The 20,983-nt window shown below is 46.9% G+C and carries 17 protein-coding genes; 14 read left to right on the top strand and 3 right to left on the bottom strand.

Annotated elements, in window-relative coordinates; genetic code table 11:
• Window positions 1–39 precede the first annotated feature (39 nt).
• The 7 genes from addB (at window position 40) to M3221_RS05825 (ending at window position 11,711) form a co-directional block, all read left to right on the top strand.
• The gene (gene addB, locus M3221_RS05855; protein WP_251270559.1) at window positions 40–3,510 is read left to right on the top strand and encodes a helicase-exonuclease AddAB subunit AddB; all 3,471 of its coding nucleotides are present in this window, start codon (window positions 40–42) and stop codon (window positions 3,508–3,510) included.
• Window positions 3,497–7,168, top strand: coding sequence for a helicase-exonuclease AddAB subunit AddA (gene addA, locus M3221_RS05850; protein ID WP_251270558.1), 3,672 nt, complete (start codon window positions 3,497–3,499; stop codon window positions 7,166–7,168). The genes addB and addA overlap by 14 nt, the downstream gene beginning before the upstream one ends.
• 57 nt (window positions 7,169–7,225) lie before the next feature.
• Complete coding sequence (locus M3221_RS05845; protein ID WP_251270557.1) at window positions 7,226–8,404, top strand: DUF418 domain-containing protein; 1,179 nt, start codon at window positions 7,226–7,228, stop codon at window positions 8,402–8,404.
• The gene (locus tag M3221_RS05840; RefSeq protein ID WP_251270556.1) at window positions 8,401–9,261 is read left to right on the top strand and encodes a fumarylacetoacetate hydrolase family protein; all 861 of its coding nucleotides are present in this window, start codon (window positions 8,401–8,403) and stop codon (window positions 9,259–9,261) included. Before M3221_RS05845 ends, M3221_RS05840 begins: the two co-directional genes overlap by 4 nt.
• Window positions 9,262–9,298: 37 nt before the next feature.
• Window positions 9,299–9,646: a DUF1516 family protein gene (locus tag M3221_RS05835; protein WP_251270555.1), complete on the top strand. Its 348-nt coding sequence runs from the start codon at window positions 9,299–9,301 to the stop codon at window positions 9,644–9,646.
• A 76-nt stretch (window positions 9,647–9,722) separates the two neighbouring features.
• Window positions 9,723–9,869: a hypothetical protein gene (locus M3221_RS05830; protein ID WP_251270554.1), complete on the top strand. Its 147-nt coding sequence runs from the start codon at window positions 9,723–9,725 to the stop codon at window positions 9,867–9,869.
• Between the two features lie 345 nt (window positions 9,870–10,214).
• Window positions 10,215–11,711 carry an alpha-amylase family glycosyl hydrolase gene (locus M3221_RS05825; RefSeq protein ID WP_251270553.1) on the top strand — a complete coding sequence of 499 codons (1,497 nt, stop codon included), beginning with the start codon at window positions 10,215–10,217 and terminating at the stop codon, window positions 11,709–11,711.
• Between the two features lie 37 nt (window positions 11,712–11,748).
• Here the strand turns inward: M3221_RS05825 and M3221_RS05820 are convergent, their stop codons facing one another.
• A complete protein-coding gene (locus M3221_RS05820; RefSeq protein ID WP_242232382.1) occupies window positions 11,749–12,567 on the bottom strand; it encodes a Cof-type HAD-IIB family hydrolase in 819 nt (272 codons plus the stop codon).
• Between the two features lie 144 nt (window positions 12,568–12,711).
• Between M3221_RS05820 and M3221_RS05815 the strand changes: the two genes are divergently transcribed.
• Window positions 12,712–13,020 carry a metal-sulfur cluster assembly factor gene (locus M3221_RS05815; RefSeq protein WP_251270552.1) on the top strand — a complete coding sequence of 103 codons (309 nt, stop codon included), beginning with the start codon at window positions 12,712–12,714 and terminating at the stop codon, window positions 13,018–13,020.
• A gap of 268 nt (window positions 13,021–13,288) precedes the next feature.
• Here the strand turns inward: M3221_RS05815 and M3221_RS05810 are convergent, their stop codons facing one another.
• The gene (locus M3221_RS05810; RefSeq protein ID WP_251270551.1) at window positions 13,289–13,981 is read right to left on the bottom strand and encodes a Crp/Fnr family transcriptional regulator; all 693 of its coding nucleotides are present in this window, start codon (window positions 13,979–13,981) and stop codon (window positions 13,289–13,291) included.
• Between the two features lie 248 nt (window positions 13,982–14,229).
• Here M3221_RS05810 and clpB point away from each other — a divergent pair, with 248 nt between their 5' ends.
• Window positions 14,230–16,812, top strand: coding sequence for an ATP-dependent chaperone ClpB (gene clpB, locus M3221_RS05805; protein WP_251270550.1), 2,583 nt, complete (start codon window positions 14,230–14,232; stop codon window positions 16,810–16,812).
• A 218-nt stretch (window positions 16,813–17,030) separates the two neighbouring features.
• Here clpB and M3221_RS05800 read toward each other — a convergent pair whose 3' ends face one another.
• Window positions 17,031–17,213 carry a ComZ family protein gene (locus tag M3221_RS05800; RefSeq protein WP_242232378.1) on the bottom strand — a complete coding sequence of 61 codons (183 nt, stop codon included), beginning with the start codon at window positions 17,211–17,213 and terminating at the stop codon, window positions 17,031–17,033.
• 157 nt (window positions 17,214–17,370) lie between these two features.
• On the opposite strand from M3221_RS05800, the gene M3221_RS05795 reads away from it, so the two are divergent.
• The 5 genes from M3221_RS05795 (at window position 17,371) to M3221_RS05775 (ending at window position 20,968) form a co-directional block, all read left to right on the top strand.
• Complete coding sequence (locus M3221_RS05795; RefSeq protein ID WP_242232377.1) at window positions 17,371–17,553, top strand: YjzD family protein; 183 nt, start codon at window positions 17,371–17,373, stop codon at window positions 17,551–17,553.
• Between the two features lie 145 nt (window positions 17,554–17,698).
• Window positions 17,699–18,631, top strand: a complete 933-nt coding sequence (locus M3221_RS05790) for a beta-ketoacyl-ACP synthase III (protein WP_242232376.1) — start codon at window positions 17,699–17,701, stop codon at window positions 18,629–18,631.
• Between the two features lie 27 nt (window positions 18,632–18,658).
• Window positions 18,659–19,900, top strand: a complete 1,242-nt coding sequence (fabF, locus tag M3221_RS05785) for a beta-ketoacyl-ACP synthase II (RefSeq protein WP_251270549.1) — start codon at window positions 18,659–18,661, stop codon at window positions 19,898–19,900.
• 76 nt (window positions 19,901–19,976) lie between these two features.
• Window positions 19,977–20,165: a YuzI family membrane protein gene (locus M3221_RS05780; RefSeq protein WP_242232374.1), complete on the top strand. Its 189-nt coding sequence runs from the start codon at window positions 19,977–19,979 to the stop codon at window positions 20,163–20,165.
• 56 nt (window positions 20,166–20,221) lie between these two features.
• Complete coding sequence (locus M3221_RS05775) at window positions 20,222–20,968, top strand: DUF3603 family protein (protein ID WP_242232373.1); 747 nt, start codon at window positions 20,222–20,224, stop codon at window positions 20,966–20,968.
• The last annotated feature ends 15 nt before the right edge of the window (window positions 20,969–20,983 follow it).

Here is a 20,983-nt window from a genome sequence, read left to right as displayed (position 1 = left end):
TCTTTGTTATACTGAAAGGAAGTAAAAGGAGGAATCCGGATGGCTTTACAATTTATTATCGGACGTTCCGGTTCGGGAAAAACAGAGCATATTATAAATGAAATAAAAGAACGTCTTATCCGGCAGCCAGACGGAAAGCCGCTTATTTATATTGTACCTGAGCAAATGTCATTCTTGTCAGAGTACCGCCTGGCGTCTGACCAGGAAGTCGGCGGCATTATCCGGGCGCAGGTATACAGCCTGACACGTCTTGCCTGGCGTGTTCTGCAGCAGGAAGGCGGCATGAGCAGGCAGCATATAACGCCAGCCGGGCGCAATATCTTAATTCGAAAAATTATTGAAGAGAACCGCCAAGATTTAGCCGTTTTTGCAAAAGCAGCCGATAAAACAGGGTTTGTCAGCACGGTTGAACAGATGCTGACAGAATTTCGCCAGTATTTAATTGTGCCTGAAGAAATGGAAGAGCACCGCAAGCATGTACCGGCTGCTCTCGCAGACAAACTGAGTGACCTGCAAATGATTTATACGTCATATGAGCGCGCACTTGCCGGCAAATATATAGATGCCGAGGATTATTTGAGGCTCCTTGCCCAAATGGCCGCTTCCTCGTCTTATGTGCGGGAAGCTGATATATATATAGATGGATTTCACAGCTTTACGCCGCAGGAATATGACGTAATAAGAGTATTAATGAAAACAGCCAATGAAGTCACGATTGCCCTGACAACTGACCGTCCGTTCCGGGATGAGGCGCCCGAGGACACGCATTTGTTCCGCCAGCCGGGACGTGCGTATCATGATTTGTATCGGATTGCGGCAGAAGAGGAAATCGATATAAAAAAAGATTTGATCCTGTATGGCCATAAACGCCAGAAAGAGGCTTCTCTTATTCATCTTGAAATGCAGTTCGATAAACGTCCGGCACGAGCCCTGGCCCACAGCAGCGGCACCACTCTCTGGCAGGCGGCAAGCAGACGGGCGGAGGTTGAGGCAGCAGCGCGTGAAATACGCCGCCTTTCCCGCACAGAAGGACTGCGTTACAAGCAAATGGCGCTCCTTGCACGAAACGGGGAAGACTACCGGTCTATTATCGAGACCGTCTTTGATGACTACAGTATCCCGTTTTTTATCGATCAAAAAAGACCGATGCTTAATCATCCGCTCGTTGAGCTTATTCGTTCTTCATTGGAAGTAATCGGCGGAAACTGGCGTTACGAAGCAGTTTTTCGTGCAGTTAAAACCGATTTGCTTTTTTCATTTGACCAGCCGCGCGAACAGGTCCGGCGCGGAATGGACCTGCTTGAAAACTATGTGCTGGCTCATGGAATTTATGGCGAGCGCTGGACGAACGGCGAACGCTGGACCTACCGCCGTTACATGGGACTTGAATTTACCGCTGTTGCCCAGACGGATGAGGAACGGGCATTTGAAGAACGTTTAAACGTAATGAAAGAAACGATTGCAGCGCCGCTTTTCCGGCTTGAAAAGCGGATGAAACGCGCCAAAAATGCGATGGAATGCTGCCGTGCTCTTTATCAGTATATTGAAGAGCTGGATATACCCCAGAAAATAGAGCAGCTCTCTATTGAAGCGGAGGAACGCGGTGAGCTGGCTGAAGCAGCACAGCACAACCAGGCATGGGATGCGGTAATCGGGATGCTCGATGAGTATGCAGAGGTAGCTGGCAGTGAAGAAATGGATGCCAAAAAATTCGCTGCCGTGCTCGATGCCGGGCTTGAAGCACTTGAATTTTCGATTGTGCCGCCGGCAGCCGATCAAGTGATTGTAGCCAACCCGGATAAATCCAGACTCGCCGATATTCATACCACTTTTATTGTCGGCATGAATGATGGCGTTTTTCCCGCTCGTCAGATGGAGGACGGCATTTTAGATGATGAAGAAAGAGAGGCGCTTCTTTCTTCCGGGATGCATGTGGCACCAGGCAGCAAAACGAAACTGCTTGATGAAGAACTCATTGCTTACCGGGCTTTTACTGTTCCATCACACCGCTTGTACGTTTCATGGCCTATTGCGGATGCGGAAGGAAAGTCCCTACAGCCGTCTCCTTATTTAAAAAGAATGCGGGAATGGTTTGAACAAATGGAGGAAACAGTCGTTGCCAACGATCCGGCTGATCTGCCGGCGGAGGAGCAGCTTGCATACATTTGCCATCCGGAGCCGACTTTGTCTTATTTAACCTCCCAGCTTCAAATGAAAAAGCGGGGATACCCGGTTTATCCATTTTGGTGGGATGTATATAACCTGTATCTGGAAAGCAGCAGAAAAAAAGCAGGCTTCGTTCTTGATAGCCTCGCCTATGAAAATAAAACAACACCGTTGGAAGATCAAACAAGCCTTGATTTGTATGGAACGGATATGATTGCCAGCGTTTCGCGGATGGAGACGTTTCACTCATGTCCGTTCAGCCATTTTGCCAGCCATGGCTTAAAGCTGCGTGACCGCCTTGTGTACCGTCTTGAAGCGCCAGATATTGGCGACCTTTTCCATGGTGCACTCAAATGGATTGCAGAAGAAGTAGAAAAAAGAGGGATGAAATGGCCGGAGCTTACACCGGAACAATGCCGGACGTTTGCCAAAACAGCAGTAGAGGAGCTCGCTCCGAAGCTTCAAAATCGTATTTTAATGAGTTCCCACCGGCACCTTTATATTCAGAATAAGCTTGAGCAGATTATTGCCCGTGCCTCAACCGTTTTAAGTGAACAAGCAAAAATAAGCGGGTTTTCACCGCTTGGGATTGAGCTTGCATTTGGACCGCGTTCTGAACTGCCGCCGCTCGTTTTTGAATTAAAAAATGGAGCACGCATGTCGCTTGCCGGCCGTATTGACCGGGTTGACCGTGCGCATGGGGAGAACGATACGTATTTACGCGTTATCGATTATAAATCCGGCACACGGGATGTGGATATGACCGAGATTTACTATGGCTTTGCGATGCAGATGCTGACGTACCTTGATATCGTCGTTACGCATTCACCGCTTTTAACCGGCACGAAAGCACGGCCGGGGGGCGTATTATATTTTCATGTCCACAATCCGTTCTTAAATACGAAAAAATTTATGACGATTGATGAAATTGAAAAAGAAATGATGAAAAGCTTCCGAATGAAAGGGCTGGTGCTGGAGGAAGACGAGGCCATTCATTTAATGGACAAGCAGCTTGAAACAGGAGACTCACTGATTATTCCAGCGGGCTTTAAAAAAGACGGTTCCTTGTCCGCACGCTCAAAAACAGCTGATGACAGCGAGTTCAGCGCGATGAGAGGGCATGTCCGCGGCTTGTACGAAAAAGCGGGCAATGCCATTGTATCCGGCCGCGTGGACATTACGCCATACCGTTACAATAAAAAAACGCCATGTACATTTTGTTCTTACCGGCAGGTATGCCAGTTTGACGATACACTGGATGAAAACAACTACCGGATCATCCGGCCGAAAAAAAATGAAGAGATTATTCAAATGATGAAGGAGGAGAGCGATGAACAGCTATAAAGTTCCCGAAAAACCGGACGGAGCCCGCTGGACGGACGATCAGTGGAAAGCGATTTATGCAGAAGGAAGCGACATTCTGGTCGCTGCGGCAGCCGGCTCTGGCAAAACCGCTGTTCTAGTAGAACGGATCATTCAAAAGATGATTCGTCAGGAAGCACCGGTGGATGTAGATGAGCTTTTAGTTGTCACGTTCACCAATGCAGCAGCAGCAGAAATGCGGCAGCGGATCGGCGAAGCACTGGAAGAAGAGATTGAAAAGGATCCTGCTTCAAGCCGGCTCCGCCGCCAGCTTCGATTATTAAACAAAGCATCTATTTCTACTCTCCATTCTTTTTGTTTGGAGGTTATTCGAAAGTATTACTATTTAATTGATATTGATCCAGGCTTTCGTATCGCTGACGATACAGAAGCCGTCCTGATTCGGGATGAAGTACTCGAGGATTTGCTTGAGGAAGAGTATGCCCGCCCGGACAACGAAGCTTTTTTCGCATTGGTTGATACCTTTTCAGGAGACAGAAGCGATGTAGAGCTTCAGCAGTCCGTTATTCAATTATTTAATTTTGCGCGGTCCCATCCAGATCCGGAACGCTGGCTGAGTGAACTCCCTTCTTTATATGAACCGGCTGAAGCAATTGACAATCTTCCTTTTATAAAACCATTGAAGAAAGATATTCGGTTTCAGCTTCAAAGTGCCGAGGCGCTGCTTCGCGAAGGGCTGGAAATGACAGAAATGCCCGGCGGTCCGTTGCCGCGAGCAGAAAATTTCACTGCAGACCTCGCCATAGTAACCGCACTGCTCGAGTGTAAAACGTGGGAGGAATGGTACAGTGCATTTCAGTCGGTTAAATTTCCGACTTTAAAAACGTGCAAAGGCGATGACTACGATGAAGAGCTGAAGGAGCGGTCTAAAGGTGTTCGGGACAGAGCGAAAAAAATAGTAACCGAATTAAAAGACACGTTTTTTAGCCGGAAGCCTGAAAACTGGCTGAAGGATTTGGCGGAAATGCAGCCAGTTGTGAAACGATTGTCCGAGCTTGTTCTGACGTTTTCAGCCCGGTATGCCGAAGCGAAGCGGGAAAAAGGCCTGACAGATTTCAGCGATCTTGAGCACTATGCGCTGGCTATTTTAACGGAAGGCGGCCAGCCTTCTAAAGCAGCCCAGGCTTATCGGCGCCGTTTTAAAGAAGTACTCGTAGATGAATACCAGGATGTAAACATGGTTCAGGAAACGATTGTCCGCCTTGTTTCCCATGATCAGGAACAGTCGGGCAATCTCTTTATGGTAGGCGATGTTAAACAATCTATTTATCGTTTTCGCCTCGCAGAGCCAGGTCTTTTCCTTGGCAAGTATAATCGTTTTCATCCAGAAGGCGCAGATGCCGGCTTGAAAATCAGCTTATCTCGTAATTTCCGCAGCCGCAGGGAAGTGCTCGATGGAACAAACTATATTTTCGAGCAAATCATGGGAACGGAAGTAGGGGAAATCGAGTATGGAGAAGAAGAAGCACTTGTTTTAGGGGCGTCTTATCCGGAAGCAGATTATCCAATTGAAGTAGCCATTATTGACAGCGACGCTCCGGAAGAAACAGACGGGGACGAAATGGACCGTGAAGATGCAGAACAGTCTCAATTGGAATCCCGCTTCATTGCTTCAAAAATCAAAGAGCTGATCGAATCCGGACATCCAATTTGGGATTCGAAAACCAATTCCATGCGACCGGTTCAATACCGGGATATCGTCATTTTAATGCGCTCTCTTACATGGGTTCCAGAAATGATCGAAGAATTTAAGCATGCGGGCATCCCAGTCTATGCCAATACATCTGGCGGCTATTTCCGGGCGACCGAAATTTCCGTGATGCTGTCGCTGCTCCATGTTATCGATAATCCATTTCAGGATATTCCGCTTGCAGCCGTGCTTCGTTCGCCAATTGTCCGCTGTACAGAAGATGAAATGGCTACGATCCGGCTTGCTTCGAAAAAAGGAAGCTACTTTGAAGCGCTGCTTGCTTTTATGGAAAACGGCCGGGGCGATGCGGCGTTAATGGAGAAAGTAGCGCCATTTATGGAAAAACTTGAGACGTGGCGCTCCATTGGGCGCAGTGGCGCTCTGTCTGATTTAATCTGGGTCTTGTACCGCGACACACAGTTTTATGCTTTTGCGGGTGGAATGCCGGGCGGAAAGCAGCGCCAGGCTAATTTGCGGGCTCTGTACGACCGGGCAAGGCAGTACGAAGAAACATCATTCCGCGGCCTGTTTCGCTTTTTGCGCTTTATTGAGCGGATGCGTGAGCGGGGAGATGATTTGGGCACAGCGCGTGCTTTATCTGAGCAGGAAGACGTCGTCCGCATTATGACGATTCATGCGAGTAAAGGGCTGGAGTTTCCTGTTGTATTTACAGCAGCGGCCGGCCGCCGTTTTAATATGATGGATTTAAACGGGCGTGTGCTGTTTGATAAGGATTACGGCATTGCTGTGAAATATATGAATCCCGAGAAACGAATTGCCTGGCCGTCGCTTGTGCAGCTTGCTTTTCAGCGCAAAAAGAAGCTGGAGCTTCTGGCAGAAGAAATGCGCGTCTTGTATGTGGCGATGACCCGGGCAAAAGAACGGCTGGTCGTCACAGCGTCCGTGAAAAAATTAGAGAAAAAGATGGAGGCGTGGGCACTGTCAGGAGAGCACCCGTCACGGCTGCTCGGGGACGCGGTCCGGGCTTCGGCTGGTTCTTACATTGACTGGATTGGCCCGGCACTGATGCGGCACAGTGACGTGAAAGGCGGCCATCCGTTTTTCGCAGATCATCCATCCCGCTTTCAACTTAGGGTTACAGCGGCTGAAAGCCTTATTGCTTCCCATGCAGAAAGTGAAGAGCAGGAAGAGTCCTGGCTGGATTTATTGAAAGAACGAAAGCCGTCCCCAGAGCAGTCACCGGCAAAAGAAGAAATTAAAGAGCGGATGACATGGGAATACCAATTCCCTGAAGCCGTCCGGCTCCGTTCCAAACAATCCGTGTCTGACCTTAAAAGATCAAATGATATTTACAGTGAAGGAGCGTCCAATGAAGCAGCCCGATCCTACCGCCGTCCTATTTTCCGCCGTCCCCGCTTTGTTCAGGAAAAGCAGCTGTCACCGGCAGAAATAGGGACAGCCGTTCATACCGTTATGCAGCACATCGATTTAAACCGCGCTCCATCTGAAGTGTCGGTAGAACGGCTTTTGGATGAATTGATCGGAAAAGAGCTGCTTACGATTGAGCAGGCAGAAGCAGTTGATGCGGGAGAGATTGTGGCGTTTTTTGCCACCGAGCCGGGCAGAATGCTTCTCGCTGCTGATCACGTTCAGCGGGAACTGCCTTTTAATATGGGCATGACTGCACGTGAAGCAGGTCTGGGTGAATCCGAGGAAGTTGTTTTGATTCAAGGTGTTATTGACTGCTTGTTTGAATACAAAGGCCGCTTGTATTTACTCGACTATAAAACAGACCGGGTCACGGATCGTTTTGCCGGCGGCTTCGAGGAAGCGAAGCCGGTGCTGGCTAAGCGGTACAACGTACAAATCGGGCTTTATGCCAAAGCGGTCGAGCGAATTTGGAAGCGCCCAATTGACGGGAAATTTGTCTTTTTCTTAGATGGCGCCCATGTAGTGGAATATACGTAAATTGTTCCTTTTCTGTTATGATAAGCAAGTAATCATAAAAGGAAAGGGTGTGATTGGTTGCAGTCTGTAAAGCAGAATGAAACGGCGCGGATTGCGTCCATCGATATTTTGAGAGGTATTTCTCTTTTCGGTATTTTCCTTGTGAATATGCTGTCGTTTCATTCTCCTTATTTTTATTACAACCCGTATGAATGGTGGGAAGCCCCTCAGGATAAACTGGCGTTTTCCTGGATTGACGTGCTTGTGCAGGCGAGCTTTTATCCGATTTTTGCGGCTATGTTTGGATTCGGCGCCGCTATGCAGCGTGAAAAAGCGCTCGAGAGAACGGGGACATTTGCCTGGACAGGCGTGCGGCGTTTTTCGTTTTTGCTTATTTTAGGTATTGCTCACGCTATCTTTATTTGGCCGGGGGACATTTTATTTAATTACGCAGTATGCGGCTTTTTGCTTTTGTTTTTTCTGCGTTTTTCCGCAGGAACGCTTCTTCGAATGGGGCTTATTCTCCTGCTTGTACCAGTTGTTTTGTTCAGCGTGCTTCTTTTTGTATCTGCTCAATCCGACCCGTATAATGCCTTGTTTTGGACGGATATTACCTCTGTCTCCGATTCGATTGCAGCCTACGGAAGCGGGTCGTACGCAGAGGTAACGGAGCAGCGTATTCATGATTGGACGAACAATAACATTTTTGACGGTGCCTTTGGGTTTCAGACAATGACGATTTTTCCATTTTTACTTATTGGCGCGGGGGTATACAAGCAGCGCCTTATCCAAAAATGGGCCGCTCATCCGAAAAAAACACTTCGGATGTTTGTACTTTTTTTCGGGGCAGGGCTCCTGCTTAAAGGTGTTCCGCATCTGCTCGGTCCAAGTCATATAGCGTATATGTATGTGCAGGATTCTCTTGGAGGCCCGGTACTTGCAGCTTCTTATGCGATGCTCGTTGTTTATTTGTGTACCTTAACTCGTCCGTCCAAGCTGCTTTTGCCCTTTGCACAGGCCGGTAAAATGTCGCTGACCAACTATTTGATGCAGTCGGTGATCGGTTCGCTTTTGTTTTATGCATATGGTCTCGGTTTTTACGGACAGGTTACGGTCACGACAGGCATTTTGCTTTGCGTCACTATTTTTGCCCTGCAAGTAATGGTTTCCGGGCTGTGGCTGAGCCGGTTTCAGCGCGGACCGATGGAAGCCATCTGGCGGTTTGTTACTTACGGAAAAAAGGGGATGAGAAAATGAAGTGGATGAGCTTTAAACATGAGGGAAAAGAAAAGTATGGTTTTTATTTGGCAGAAAAACAGGCAGTAGCTGCTGTTTCAGATATAAATGGTGCCCCAATCACGCTGGCGGCTGCCATTGAAGAAGAACAGTTTTTAGCATCTGTCTGCCGTAATCCGGAATCCGTACCTTCCGTAGAAGAAGCATCTATTGAATGGCTGGCACCTATCCCGCGCCCGCTTAAAAATGTCATGTGCGTGGGGAAAAACTATCGGGATCATGCCATTGAAATGGGTGGAGAAGCAAGTGTACCGGAGCATCCGATGATTTTTACAAAAGCACCGACCGCAGTCAGTGCACATAGAGCACCTATTCCTGCTTATGAGTCATTGACCGATTCATTGGATTATGAAGGAGAACTGGCTGTTATTATCGGCAGAAAAGGAAAAGAAATTGCTCGTGAAGAGGCATTTGACTATGTGTTTGGCTACACTGTGCTGAATGATATTACCGCACGCGATCTGCAAAGCCGCCATAAACAGTTTTTTATCGGTAAAAGCCTGGATGGCAGCTGCCCGATAGGACCCTGGATTGTGTCAAAAGATGAAATTGCCGATCCTCACAATTTAGCGATTCAAACGATGGTAAATGGGGAAATAAGACAGCAGTCCAGCACTTCTCACTTTATTTTTCCTATTGATGAAGTGATTCATGTTCTTTCAAAAGGCATGACACTCGAGCCGGGCGATATTATCGCAACGGGAACACCGGCGGGAGTAGGATTTGCGATGGAGCCGAAAGGTACATTGCAAAAAGGAGATACGGTTGAAATTACAGTTGAGGGCGTTGGAACGTTGTCGAATACCGTTCAAGAGTAGTATGGTAGAATAAGAAAGAAAAAGGAGGGGATCTTTTATGGACTTTTTAACACAATCCACACACGTACATATTACAACGTGGGTCATTGCGCTCGTACTGTTTTTGATCGCAGTAAGAAAGCCATCAACCAGTGTACATATGGGGCTTCGCCTGTTTTATGTGCTGATTTTAATTACCGGCTTTGCGCTATTTACCACGTTCGACAGCTTGAATCAAGCCCTGTATGGCATCAAAATGCTTTTAGGCATAGTCACAATCGGATTAATGGAAATGACGCTCGTACGGAAGAAAAAAGGCAAAAAAAACGGCGGTGTTTTGGCCGGCGCGTTTATTGTGCTTGTTCTGACGGTTATTTTAGGTTTTGCCCTCCCAGGCATTGCTTAATAAAAGAGCCATGGAAAGAGCTGCGTGCAAAAAGCGCAGCTTTTTTTTGTTATAATGACGAAAAGGAGGCGTCTTTGTGTTTCCCGTGATTTTATGGATTCTTGTTTTTGTTTCGTTTTTTGTGTCAGTGCAGACTGTTTCAGTTTATATGAAAAAAGCCGGCCCGCAGGAAGCAAGTGAATTAGTGCCAATAGAAGAAAAAGAGGGTTCATCCCCCCGATAACCGTCATTCCCGTAAAGGGGCGACGGTTATTTTTTATATACATATCGAAAGCTGCGCCAAATCTGACACTTGTGTATGTTTTTTGTGTAATATTTGTTCATATAAAAGAGAGGGTGGCGTTTATGCCAAAAAGAATCGCAGTTGTTGGAGCGGGGCCAGGCAGGCTTGCTTCAGCTGTGTATGTGGTTTCCCGTTTTAACAAAAGAAATTCTCGCGTTTATTTCAGAAACAGCGGGTATGGAACCGTGTCGTTTTCTTGAACAATCCCTGCTTTCATTGACGTCATGTGGGAAAAAGCGTACTCTAAATGAGGATGGGACATTTTGGCGCAGGGGGAAACGAGCAGTGAGAAAACAATTTCTTTCACTTATCATTCCGCTTCTTCTTTTATCTGGAGGTATGGTTTCTGCCGAAGAAAAGAAGGAAGGCTGGCAGGATGAAACGATGTATTTTTTAATGACCGACCGGTTTATGAACGGGGATCGTTCAAATGATAAACAAACGAATAATGATGATGCATCTGCTTACCAGGGCGGTGACTTTAAAGGAATTCAAGATCAGCTTGATTATCTGAAAGAGCTGGGCATGACGTCAATCGTGATTTCACCTGTGTTTGAAAACGAAGCGGGTGCTTACCATGGCTACAGCATAACGGACTACACAAAGCTAAACCCGCAATTTGGCAATGAGCAGCAGTTAAAAGAACTCGTTGACAGTGCACATAAACAAAATATTCGTGTTTTAGTGGATTTTCCGGCTGTACGTGTAAGCACGAAGCACGTATGGCTAAGTGAAGCCGGCAAAGAGAACTGGTTTACAAACGTCTCTGTTTTGCAGAAGCCGGACTGGCTTGGCGAAATGGCTCTTTTAAACACAGAGAATCCAGATGTACAGGCGGCGCTTGTAGAAGCAGCTGTGAAGCTGGCCGGCCGGACCGGTATTGATGGGTATTTTTTCAGCAATGCTTCCACAGCAAAGCCTGCTTTTTGGAACGCTTTTCATGAGGCTATGCCTAATTTGCACTTAATAGGAGAAATGACGGAAACCACCATACAGGGAGCCGCCGCTTATGAAAAAGCCGGGCTTGATGCGGTGACTTCTTCCTGGATGCAGGAGCCGCTGCGCAAGCAGTTTGCGACAGTAGACCACTCTTCGAATGTGGTAGAAGAGCTCCTTCTCCAGGAAGAAAACATACTGGAGCATCCGTTGGAAACGGTTCATTTAACAGACTCTGTCGTAACAGACCGGTTTACAAGGGATATGGCGGAAGAAAATATGTTTCCGGGCACACGCTGGCGGATGGCGCTTACGTATTTGTACACATCTCCTGGAACTCCAGCCGTTTTTTATGGGTCGGAAATCGCGCAAAACGGAGAAACCGGCCCGGACGCGCACGGACTGATGAATTTCCGTACCGACCAGGAGCTGGTGGATTATATCAAGCAGATCGCAGCCTTACGCCAGAAACTCCCGGCGCTCAGACGTGGTTCCTATGAGCCGATTTTTAATAGGAACGGCATGACGGTGTTTAAGCGGCAATACGAGGATGAAACAGTTGTTGTGGCAATCAATAACACAAGCGAAACACAAAGCATTGCGATTCCAGCTTCTAAACTGGATGAAAACAAAGAGCTGAGAGGATTGCTTGCTGGTGACATGTCGCGTGCGGCAGATGGGGAATTTACCATTATTCTTGACCGTGAGGAAGCGGAAATTTATGCACTGGCGGAGAAAACCGGCATAAATTATGCCTTTATTGCGGCTATGTCAGCGGTCTGGATTATCTTTGTGTTGTTTCTTTATGTGGTATGGAAGCGCGGCAAAAGGGCAGCTCAATCGTAAAAAAAGGCTTCTCAGCAAATTTGCTGAGAAGCCTTTTTTATGCGAACGTTTTTAAAGATAAGCGCTCTTCCAGGAAAACCGCAATGCCGTCTTCTTCGTTTGAAGCGGTAATGTCATTGGCGATCGATTTCAAGGCATCAATACCGTTGCTCATCGCTACACCTGTGCCGGCGTAATCAATCATCTCAAGATCATTATCTTCATCACCGAATGCAATAATCCGGTCCGGCGGGATGCCGATCCAGTCTGATACACGCTTTAAGCCGACTGCTTTGCTTAAGCCGCTTTTGACAATTTCAATCACATGCCACGGAGCGGCCCAGCGGCGGTGGTCAATCACTTCTGCATGCACATCGCTTAAATGGCGGCGGATAGCCGGTACCTGCTCTTCTGTTGCATGAATCAGCATGCTTGTTGGATGATCGGTCAGCTTTTGGCGCAAGTCACCTGTTGTGACTACAGGATTGCCCATGTTAAAAACATCAATAAGCTTTTCATCATGATAATGAAAATAAACGTTATCGAGCACTTCCGCGATAATATTGTAAAAGTCAAAATCATGGCATGCTTCAACGATATCAATGGCGGTTTTTAACTCCATCGGTTCGTGAAAGAAGCCCCATTTTTGATTGCCGGGATGATGAACGAAGGCGCCGTTAAAATTGACAATCGGTGTTGTTAGTCCGAGCTCCGCATAGTAAGGAGCGCTTGAGCGGAACGGGCGGCCTGTGGCAATCATTACTTCATGCCCGTGCTCCATCGCTTTTTGAAGGGTGCGTTTTGTACGGGGGGAAATGGTTTTTTGATCCGTTAATAACGTACCATCGAGGTCTAACACGATTAAATGCTTTTCCATATAGGCGAGTCACTCCTTTGTCGGTTCTGCTTTCAGTGTAGAGGGTTGGGGTGCCGTTTGCAAAGAAACAGGCTTTTTACTCATCATTCGAAGAAATGTCTGTTATGATAAAGCTATACGCATACATTGAAAGGAGTGTTTTACATGGATCAGGATTTAAAAGAAAATATTATGGGTGCGCTTGAACAGGTTGTTGACCCGGAGCTGGGCATTGATATTGTGAATCTCGGGCTTGTGTACGATGTAGATATGGATGAGGCTGGAAAAACAACGGTTACGATGACATTAACATCGATGGGATGCCCGCTTGCCGGCGTGATCGTTGACCAGGTAAAAGCAGCGCTTTCTGATATTCCAGAAGTAACGGACGTTGAAACAAATATCGTCTGGACGCCAGTTTGGTCACGTGATATGATGTCACGCTACGCGAAAATCGCTTTAGGCATTCAGTAAAAAAGAAGGTTCCATTATGGAGCCTTCTGAGACTGACGACTTTGTCGTCAGTCTTTTTTTATGAAAACTTTCACAGCCGAAATCGGGCAGCAGACTTTTCGGGAACATCGCTTCTTAAAAAGAGCCGATAGGAGAAGCCGTGCGCCCGCCGCCTTATCGGCTCTTATTTGAACCTTCCGACTCCTTGCAGGAAAAAATAAAGAGGTTCTTTGGCAAAAGATTTTACTTGTCTACAATCTGAAAAGGTTCCGTTACGGAACCTTCTTTTTTAATCGATTTGGCAAATATCAATCGGGCAATTTTCACAGTTGATTTCACGTTTTAAATAATCAAGATCACAAAGTGTAATCTGGTTTCGTTTCATTTTAATGACGCCTTCTTTTTTCAGCTGAGCGAGAAGGCGGTTAACAACTTCCCGGGATGTTCCGCATAAATTGGCCATTTCCTGATTGGTCAAGGGTACATCAAGAAAAAGGCCGTCTTCTGTTTGTTTGCCAAACGTATTGCCCATCCGGATGAGAGTAGAATAAACGCCGCCTTTTTTCCCGTTCAGTACGAGATCACGCAGCTTGGACTGAGTCCGCAAATGCTCAGTTTGTGTGTAACGGAGCCAGTAAACCATCAATTCCGGCTTTGAGGATAAAAGCTTTTCTAAAAAACGGCGTGGAACCGTCCAGGCTTCCCCGTATTCCAGTGCTTTTGCATTCATCATATAAACAGCTTCTTCTTCAAACAGGGTCATTTCGATAAGCATGTCCTGTTTTTTTGATACGCGGATCGTCAGCTCGCGCCCATCCGGCACAATCTTGCCCACTTGTACTTTTCCGGAGCGAAGCCAGAAAATATCATCAGCAGGCTCACCCTCTTGGAAAAGATAGGCTCCTTTTTGAAAAGAACGTACTTTCCGCTCTTCTGAAAATAACTGCTCCAGTGCTTGTGCAAGAGCGGGTTCAAACGCCACGGTATTCACCTCTTTTTCTACTATTTTAACGGGAAAAACAGGATGTTACAACGTTTCAACCTGATTCTGCATTCTTTAAGAGAGCAAACTTTTATTCAAAAAGAAAGCCAGAAAAAGGGTAAACTTGGATGGAGCTTGTTTGTCTGGCAGTAAATACGCTTCTTTCATGTCGTTTTCTTTGCGTAAAAGGGGAGGATATTTTAAAATGAAACAAAAGGTCAAAAAAGGTCAAGGAGGTTTTGAAGCATATGAACATGGAACAAATGACGTATACAATGCAGGAAGCACTGGCAGCTGCCCAGCAGAGCGCGGTTGAACGAAACCATTCAGACGTGGATACCGTACATATGCTGACAGCGCTGCTTTCAAAAGAAGATGGCCTGTTCAGCCGCATTTTTGAACGCGCCGGCCTATCAAAAGCCGCCTTTCTTAAGTTTGTCCAAAAGGAAATCCAGCTAAAGCCTGCTGTGTCAGGAAACGTGCAATACGGTGCTTACTTGTCAGGCGGGCTGAATACATGGTTTCAACGAGCGGCTGAGATGCAAAAAAAGTGGGAAGATGCATACTTATCGGTTGAACATATGGCCGCTGCGATCTTTTCAGCCGGTACGAAAACAGCCGATTTTATGAAGCAGGAAAACGTGCCAGAGAACGCCGTTTTGGAGGCTATTCATGAAATAAGGGGGAATGAAAAAGTGACGACACAAAATCCGGAATCAGGTTACGAAGCATTAGCAAAATACGGACGGGATCTGGTTGAAGAAGTCCGAGCAGGAAAAATCGACCCGGTGATCGGACGGGATGAGGAAATTCGCCATGTGATCCGTATTTTGTCGCGGAAAACAAAAAACAATCCCGTATTGATCGGTGAGCCGGGCACAGGAAAAACAGCGATCGTTGAAGGGCTTGCCTGGCGGATCGTCCGTAAAGACGTGCCGGATGGCTTAAAAGACAAAACTATTTTTTCACTCGATATGAGCTCACTCATTGCCGGCGCGAAATTTCGCGGGGAATTTGAAGAGCGGCTGAAAGCGGTCTTGAATGAAGTGAAAAAAAGCGACGGACGCATTCTCCTATTTATTGACGAAATTCATACCATTGTCGGTGCAGGTAAAACAGAAGGGTCGATGGATGCCGGCAATATGCTGAAGCCGATGCTTGCGCGGGGAGAGCTGCACTGTATCGGTGCCACTACACTGGATGAACACCGCCAATATATTGAAAAAGACCCGGCTTTAGAGCGCCGGTTTCAGCCCGTGCTCGTCTCTGAACCAACTATTGAAGATGCGATTTCCATCCTGCGCGGCTTAAAAGAGCGGTTTGAAATTCATCACGGTGTAAATATTCATGACCGGGCGCTTGTAGCCGCGGCAACATTATCAAATCGGTATATTACGGACCGCTTTTTGCCTGACAAAGCGATTGACCTGGTGGATGAAGCGTGCGCGATGATTCGGACCGAAATTGATTCTATGCCGTCTGAACTTGACGCCGTGATGCGCCGGGTTATGCAGCTTGAAATTGAAGAAGCGGCCCTTCAAAAAGAAAAAGACCGTGAAAGCGCAGCGCGTCTTGAGCAGATTCAAAGGGAACTGGCCGACTTAAAAGAGCAGGCTGATGCGATGAAGGCCCAGTGGATGAGTGAAAAAGAAGCCATTATGAGCGTCAAAGACAAGCGGGAGGAGCTGGACCGGCTTCGCCGCGAGCTTGAGGATGCGGAAAGCAGATATGATTTAAACCGGGCAGCCGAACTGCGCCACGGTCGAATTCCGGCAGTGGAAAAAGAGCTGGCTGCCCTTGAATCGGCCGCTTCGTCTGAAAAAGACGACCGTCTGCTGCGAGAAGAAGTAACAGAAGAAGAAATTGCTTCTATCGTCGCCCGGTGGACCGGCATTCCGGTAACAAAGCTTGTGGAAGGAGAGCGTGAGAAACTGCTTCGCCTTGAAGACATTCTGCACGAGCGGGTAATTGGCCAGGATGAAGCCGTGTCTCTTGTGAGCGATGCTGTTCTGCGGGCACGGGCAGGTATTAAAGATCCGAATCGGCCGATTGGTTCGTTTCTGTTTCTTGGTCCGACCGGCGTTGGAAAAACAGAACTTGCTAAAACACTCGCCGATGTTTTATTCGACAGCGAGGACCAGATGATCCGCCTTGATATGTCTGAATATATGGAGAAGCATTCGGTGTCGAGACTTGTCGGCGCCCCTCCGGGATACGTTGGCTATGAAGAGGGCGGACAGCTTACCGAAGCGATCCGGCGCCGTCCATATTCTGTCGTGCTGCTTGATGAAGTGGAAAAAGCGCACCCAGATGTGTTTAATATTTTGCTGCAGATGCTTGATGACGGCCGCATTACAGATTCTCAAGGCCGCATGATTGACTGCAAAAATACAGTGGTCATTATGACTTCAAATATTGGTTCATCCTTCCTGCTTGAAGCGGGTGGAGAAGGAGAGATTCCAGAAGAAGCAAAAAACAATGTAATGGCGCAGCTGCGCAGCCATTTCCGTCCGGAATTTTTAAACCGGGTAGATGACATTGTTCTTTTCAAGCCGCTTACACGCGAAAACTTAAAAGGTATCGCCGGCAAAGTGCTTGAAGGGTTGGCGGAACGCCTGCTTGAGCGCGGTGTTACACTTCAGATAACAGAAGCGGCAAAAGAGAAAATTGCAGAGGAAGGGTATGATCCTGTTTTCGGTGCGCGGCCGCTTAAGCGGTTTGTTCAGCGTAATATCGAGACGCAGGCAGCCCGGGCGATTATTGCTGGAACGGTTTTGCCAGGAACTGAAGCTGTCGTTGATGTAGTGAATGGCGAACTTGTTGTGAAATAAGATGAAGTGTCACCTTGCCTGAAGCGATAAGGGCCAAGGATGGCCGGAATATCTTTTTTCGGCTTTCGTGAACAAGAATATGTCCGGCGCATGCTGTGTACAGCCATAAAAAAAGGGCTTGTCTTATAAGCCGGTTTTCCGGCTTATAAGACGCCCTTTCTTTATGTTAAAAACATGAACATAGCCGCATTTCTACATTTTACATGCAGCGGATTTCTTTATTCTTCAAGCAAGGCTTCTTTTTTACCCAGATCGTAAGCTTCCTGCATGACTTTCATAAACAAGCCAAAAAACGGCTCTGCCATTGCAGGTGAAAACTCAATGCCGGCTTCCTGCATTTTCTGCTGGGCTTCCGGCAGGTATTTCATTGCGATTTGCATAAATTCCATATTTTTTTCCATTATAGGTTCTCCTTTTTGGCTTCAGCCAGTTCTTTCCTTCATTTTATTCAATCTGCGCAAATCGTCAAGAAAAAGAAACACTTTTTGCGCGCACGAGCCGATAAATATGCTACTATTATGAACAGAGTACATAAAAAGAAGCAAAGGAGGCTGCCCTATGCAGTATATCATGATGTTCGTCTGGACGTTCTTGCTATCTGAAATGGTCGTGTATGTAGTTTCTTCAATGAACGGAGCGCCATTTCACTTTGAAACAGGTGTTTTCGTTGCTGTTGTCCTGACCATTCTGCTTGTGATCGTGATCAAATTGATTCCGGACGAGCCAGTTGAAAAGCATTAAAATGAAAGCGGGTTCCCACTAGGCGGAATTCGCTTTTTCCTATTTAGGCGTTTTAGACGTTGCATTTAAGGGTGTTTTTCAGTAAAATTAGTACCAAGTCATAATAATTGCTATCACAATATGCGGTTGAAAGAAGGTGCGTTTTTTGAACGCTGGAATATGGGGAATGGGACGTTACATTCCGGATCAAGTGATTACAAACTTCGATCTTGAAAAAAGAATGGAGACTTCTGACGAATGGATTCGTACCCGCACAGGCATCGAGGAACGCCGCATTGCGGGAGATGAAGTCGGCACCGTCCATATGGCAGCAAAAGCAGCTCAAAAAGCCATTGAACATGCAGGCATTCATCCAGAAGAAATAGATTTGATTATTACAGCAACGGTTACACCGGATCACAGCTTTCCATCTGTTTCGTGTGAAATTCAGCACGAAATTGGGGCAGTCAATGCAGCCGCTATGGATATTAGTGCTGCGTGTGCCGGGTTTATGTATGGTATCATTACGGGAAAACAGTTTATCGAAACAGGTGCATACAAACATGTACTCGTTATTGGCGCAGAAAAGCTGTCGAATTTGATTGACTGGGAAGACCGGAATACCGCTGTGCTGTTTGGAGACGGGGCAGGAGCTGCTGTTCTTGGACCGGTATCAGAAGGACGCGGAATTTTATCTTTTGAGCTTGGAGCTGACGGACGCGGCGGCAAGCACTTGTATGAAGACAAATATGTTAAAATGAATGGCCGTGAAGTGTTTAAATTTGCCGTTCGCCAAATGGGAGAATCCTCTATAAGTGTAATTGAAAAAGCGGGTCTTCAAAAAGAAGATGTTGATTTTCTTATGCCGCATCAAGCCAATATTCGTATCATGGAATCGGCACGGGAGCGCCTTGGACTGCCTCCGGAAAAAATGTCTGTAACCGTGAACCAGTTTGGCAATACATCATCTGCATCCATTCCGCTCACAATGGTAGAAGAGCTTGAAAACGGGCGGGTAAAAGATGACGATGTGATTGTCATGGTCGGTTTCGGGGGAGGATTAACGTGGGGCGCCATTGCAATGAGATGGGGACGTTAACAGCAATTTAATAAAGAGGTGAAAAATGTGGAAAAACGAAGAGTAGTGATTACCGGTCTAGGCATTGTTTCACCGGTTGGAAATACAGTAGAAGAAGCTTGGAGTAGTATTACAGCAGGAAAAAGCGGCATTAAGCCGATGACCCGCCTGAATGCAGATGACTATCCTGCTAAAGTGGCGGCTGAAATCCGTGATTTTGAGCCGGAGCAGTTTATAGAAAAAAAAGAAGCACGCAAAATGGACCGCTTTACACAATTTGCCGTTGCGGCGGCTAAAATGGCGGTAGCAGATGCGAAGCTCGAAATTACAGAAGAAAATGCGCCGCGCATCGGTGTCTGGGTCGGTTCGGGCATCGGCGGCATGGAGACGTTTGAAACACAGTATAAAACATTTTTAGAACGCGGCTACCGCCGGGTCAGCCCGTTTTTCGTCCCAATGATGATTCCGGATATGGCCGCGGGCCAAGTCTCGATTTACCTGGGAGCAAAAGGGGTAAACTCGTGTACCGTAACAGCTTGTGCAACAGGAACAAACTCCATTGGAGATGCCTTTAAAGTTATTCAGCGCGGCGATGCCGATGCGATGATTTCAGGTGGAACAGAAGCGCCGATTACGCAAATGTCGGTTGCAGGATTTTGTGCGAACACAGCGCTGTCCACAAATCCAGATCCGGCTACAGCAAGCCGGCCGTTTGATGCTGAACGCGACGGATTTGTAATCGGTGAAGGGGCAGGTATTGTGGTCCTCGAGGAATTAGAACATGCAAAAGCCCGCGGCGCTCACATTTATGCTGAGATTGTCGGTTATGGTTCAACCGGCGATGCTCACCATATTACAGCACCGGCACCGGAAGGAGAAGGCGGTTCTCGTGCCATGAAAATGGCGCTTGATGATGCAGGTCTTGCCCCATCTGATATCGACTATATCAATGCACATGGAACAAGCACGCCGTACAACGATAAGTTTGAAACAGCGGCGATTAAAACCGTTTTTGGCGATCATGCCAAACAATTGGCTGTTTCTTCAACAAAATCAATGACGGGCCACCTGCTTGGTGCGGCTGGCGGTGTCGAAGCCATTTTTACTGCGCTTGCCATTCAGGAAAACACACTTCCGCCAACAATCAATCTGCAAAACCCGGATCCGGAATGTGACCTTGATTATGTGCCGAACGAAGCACGTAAAAGTGAAGTCCGCGCAGCGATGAGCAACTCGCTTGGATTCGGTGGACATAACGCGACAATTGTGCTGAAACAATACAACGATTAAAAAAACAGGCCTCGGCCTGTTTTTTTTTGCTCATTTTTGCATATACATGAAGGACAAGCAGCGGGGGCGTGATAGAATGAAACTCGTTCTTTTTTTAACCGGCTTTGGCCTGGCCGTAGCAGGCGGGATTAGTTTTATTATGTATTTGAATTTACTTGCTGCAGGCATGACATGGCCTGAATACATTTCCTTTACGATTCGCCGGCCGGAATGCTATTTATTTTTCGTCGGCTGGCTGCTCATGTTTTTCGGTTTTATTGAATAAAGTAACAAAAACGTGTCGATAATGAACCCATAAAACGGTAATCAAGGAGGAATTTGATGCTGTACCTTCATGATGTGTGGGTGAACTGGTTCGAAGGAGAAGAAAATGGATGCAATGTATGCCCGTATCACGAATGGCGTAAAGACGACGGGATGATGCTGCTTGATCAAGTACCGGTTTTAATTTTACGTAAAAATGCAATGGATTTCTTTGAAAAAACTCTTTGTGAATTGCCGGAAGAGCTGCTGCAGAAAGTAGAAAGCAAAGCGTTTATCCGTAAAGGAAGCAAACGTGAAATGATGGAGTACTGCTTTATTGTTTCAGATGGAGACCGGACAATGGCTGTTGATACAAATGGATATCGGGTGCCAATTAAAAAAAGCCGCATTATGCCTCAGCATGAGTTAATTGTCCGGGAAATGGCCGACTGCCATCCGGCAGAACCATTTTACTTCCCGGATATGGCTGAAAAAACATACAGCCTTTCAGAGCCGGCGCCGGAATGGATGATTGGGTTAACAAGAAAAGAGCGGCAGCTAAAAACGCTTCTGTTAATGGCTGTTGATCAGCTTATTGAATCCGACCATGAGCCGGCGTTGAAGTACTGGCTCACAGAGTGGAAGCCGGCAAAATATGAAATTATCCGGCAGATGGATTGGACATCCGCAGTGAAAATGTTTAGTGAATCAGTTGTAATCGGCTGGACTTCTGCACATGAACAGCTGTGTGCCCAGATGATTAAAGGGCGCCCGTTCTTTGAAAAAATGTATGAGCAGGAAATGAAAGTCGTAACAAGCAAATAAAAAACGTTCCGGTAT

This window comes from Domibacillus indicus (assembly GCF_023715895.1).
GTDB classification, from domain to species: Bacteria; Bacillota; Bacilli; order Bacillales; family Domibacillaceae; genus Domibacillus; species Domibacillus indicus_A.
Note: the sequence above shows the minus strand (reverse complement) of the source record. Positions and strands in the feature narration are given on the sequence as shown.

Bases quoted from the DNA above. Each gene is read 5' to 3' on its own strand.
- M3221_RS05835 (WP_251270555.1), top strand. From the start codon at position 9,299: ATGGACTTTTTAACACAATCCACACACGTACATATTACAACGTGGGTC.
- clpB (WP_251270550.1), top strand. From the start codon at position 14,230: ATGAACATGGAACAAATGACGTATACAATGCAGGAAGCACTGGCAGCT.
- M3221_RS05820 (WP_242232382.1), bottom strand. From the start codon at position 12,567: ATGGAAAAGCATTTAATCGTGTTAGACCTCGATGGTACGTTATTAACG.
- M3221_RS05840 (WP_251270556.1), top strand. From the start codon at position 8,401: ATGAAGTGGATGAGCTTTAAACATGAGGGAAAAGAAAAGTATGGTTTT.
- M3221_RS05795 (WP_242232377.1), top strand. From the start codon at position 17,371: ATGCAGTATATCATGATGTTCGTCTGGACGTTCTTGCTATCTGAAATG.
- addB (WP_251270559.1), top strand. From the start codon at position 40: ATGGCTTTACAATTTATTATCGGACGTTCCGGTTCGGGAAAAACAGAG.
- M3221_RS05775 (WP_242232373.1), top strand. From the start codon at position 20,222: ATGCTGTACCTTCATGATGTGTGGGTGAACTGGTTCGAAGGAGAAGAA.
- M3221_RS05800 (WP_242232378.1), bottom strand. From the start codon at position 17,213: ATGGAAAAAAATATGGAATTTATGCAAATCGCAATGAAATACCTGCCG.
- M3221_RS05780 (WP_242232374.1), top strand. From the start codon at position 19,977: ATGAAACTCGTTCTTTTTTTAACCGGCTTTGGCCTGGCCGTAGCAGGC.
- M3221_RS05815 (WP_251270552.1), top strand. From the start codon at position 12,712: ATGGATCAGGATTTAAAAGAAAATATTATGGGTGCGCTTGAACAGGTT.
- addA (WP_251270558.1), top strand. From the start codon at position 3,497: ATGAACAGCTATAAAGTTCCCGAAAAACCGGACGGAGCCCGCTGGACG.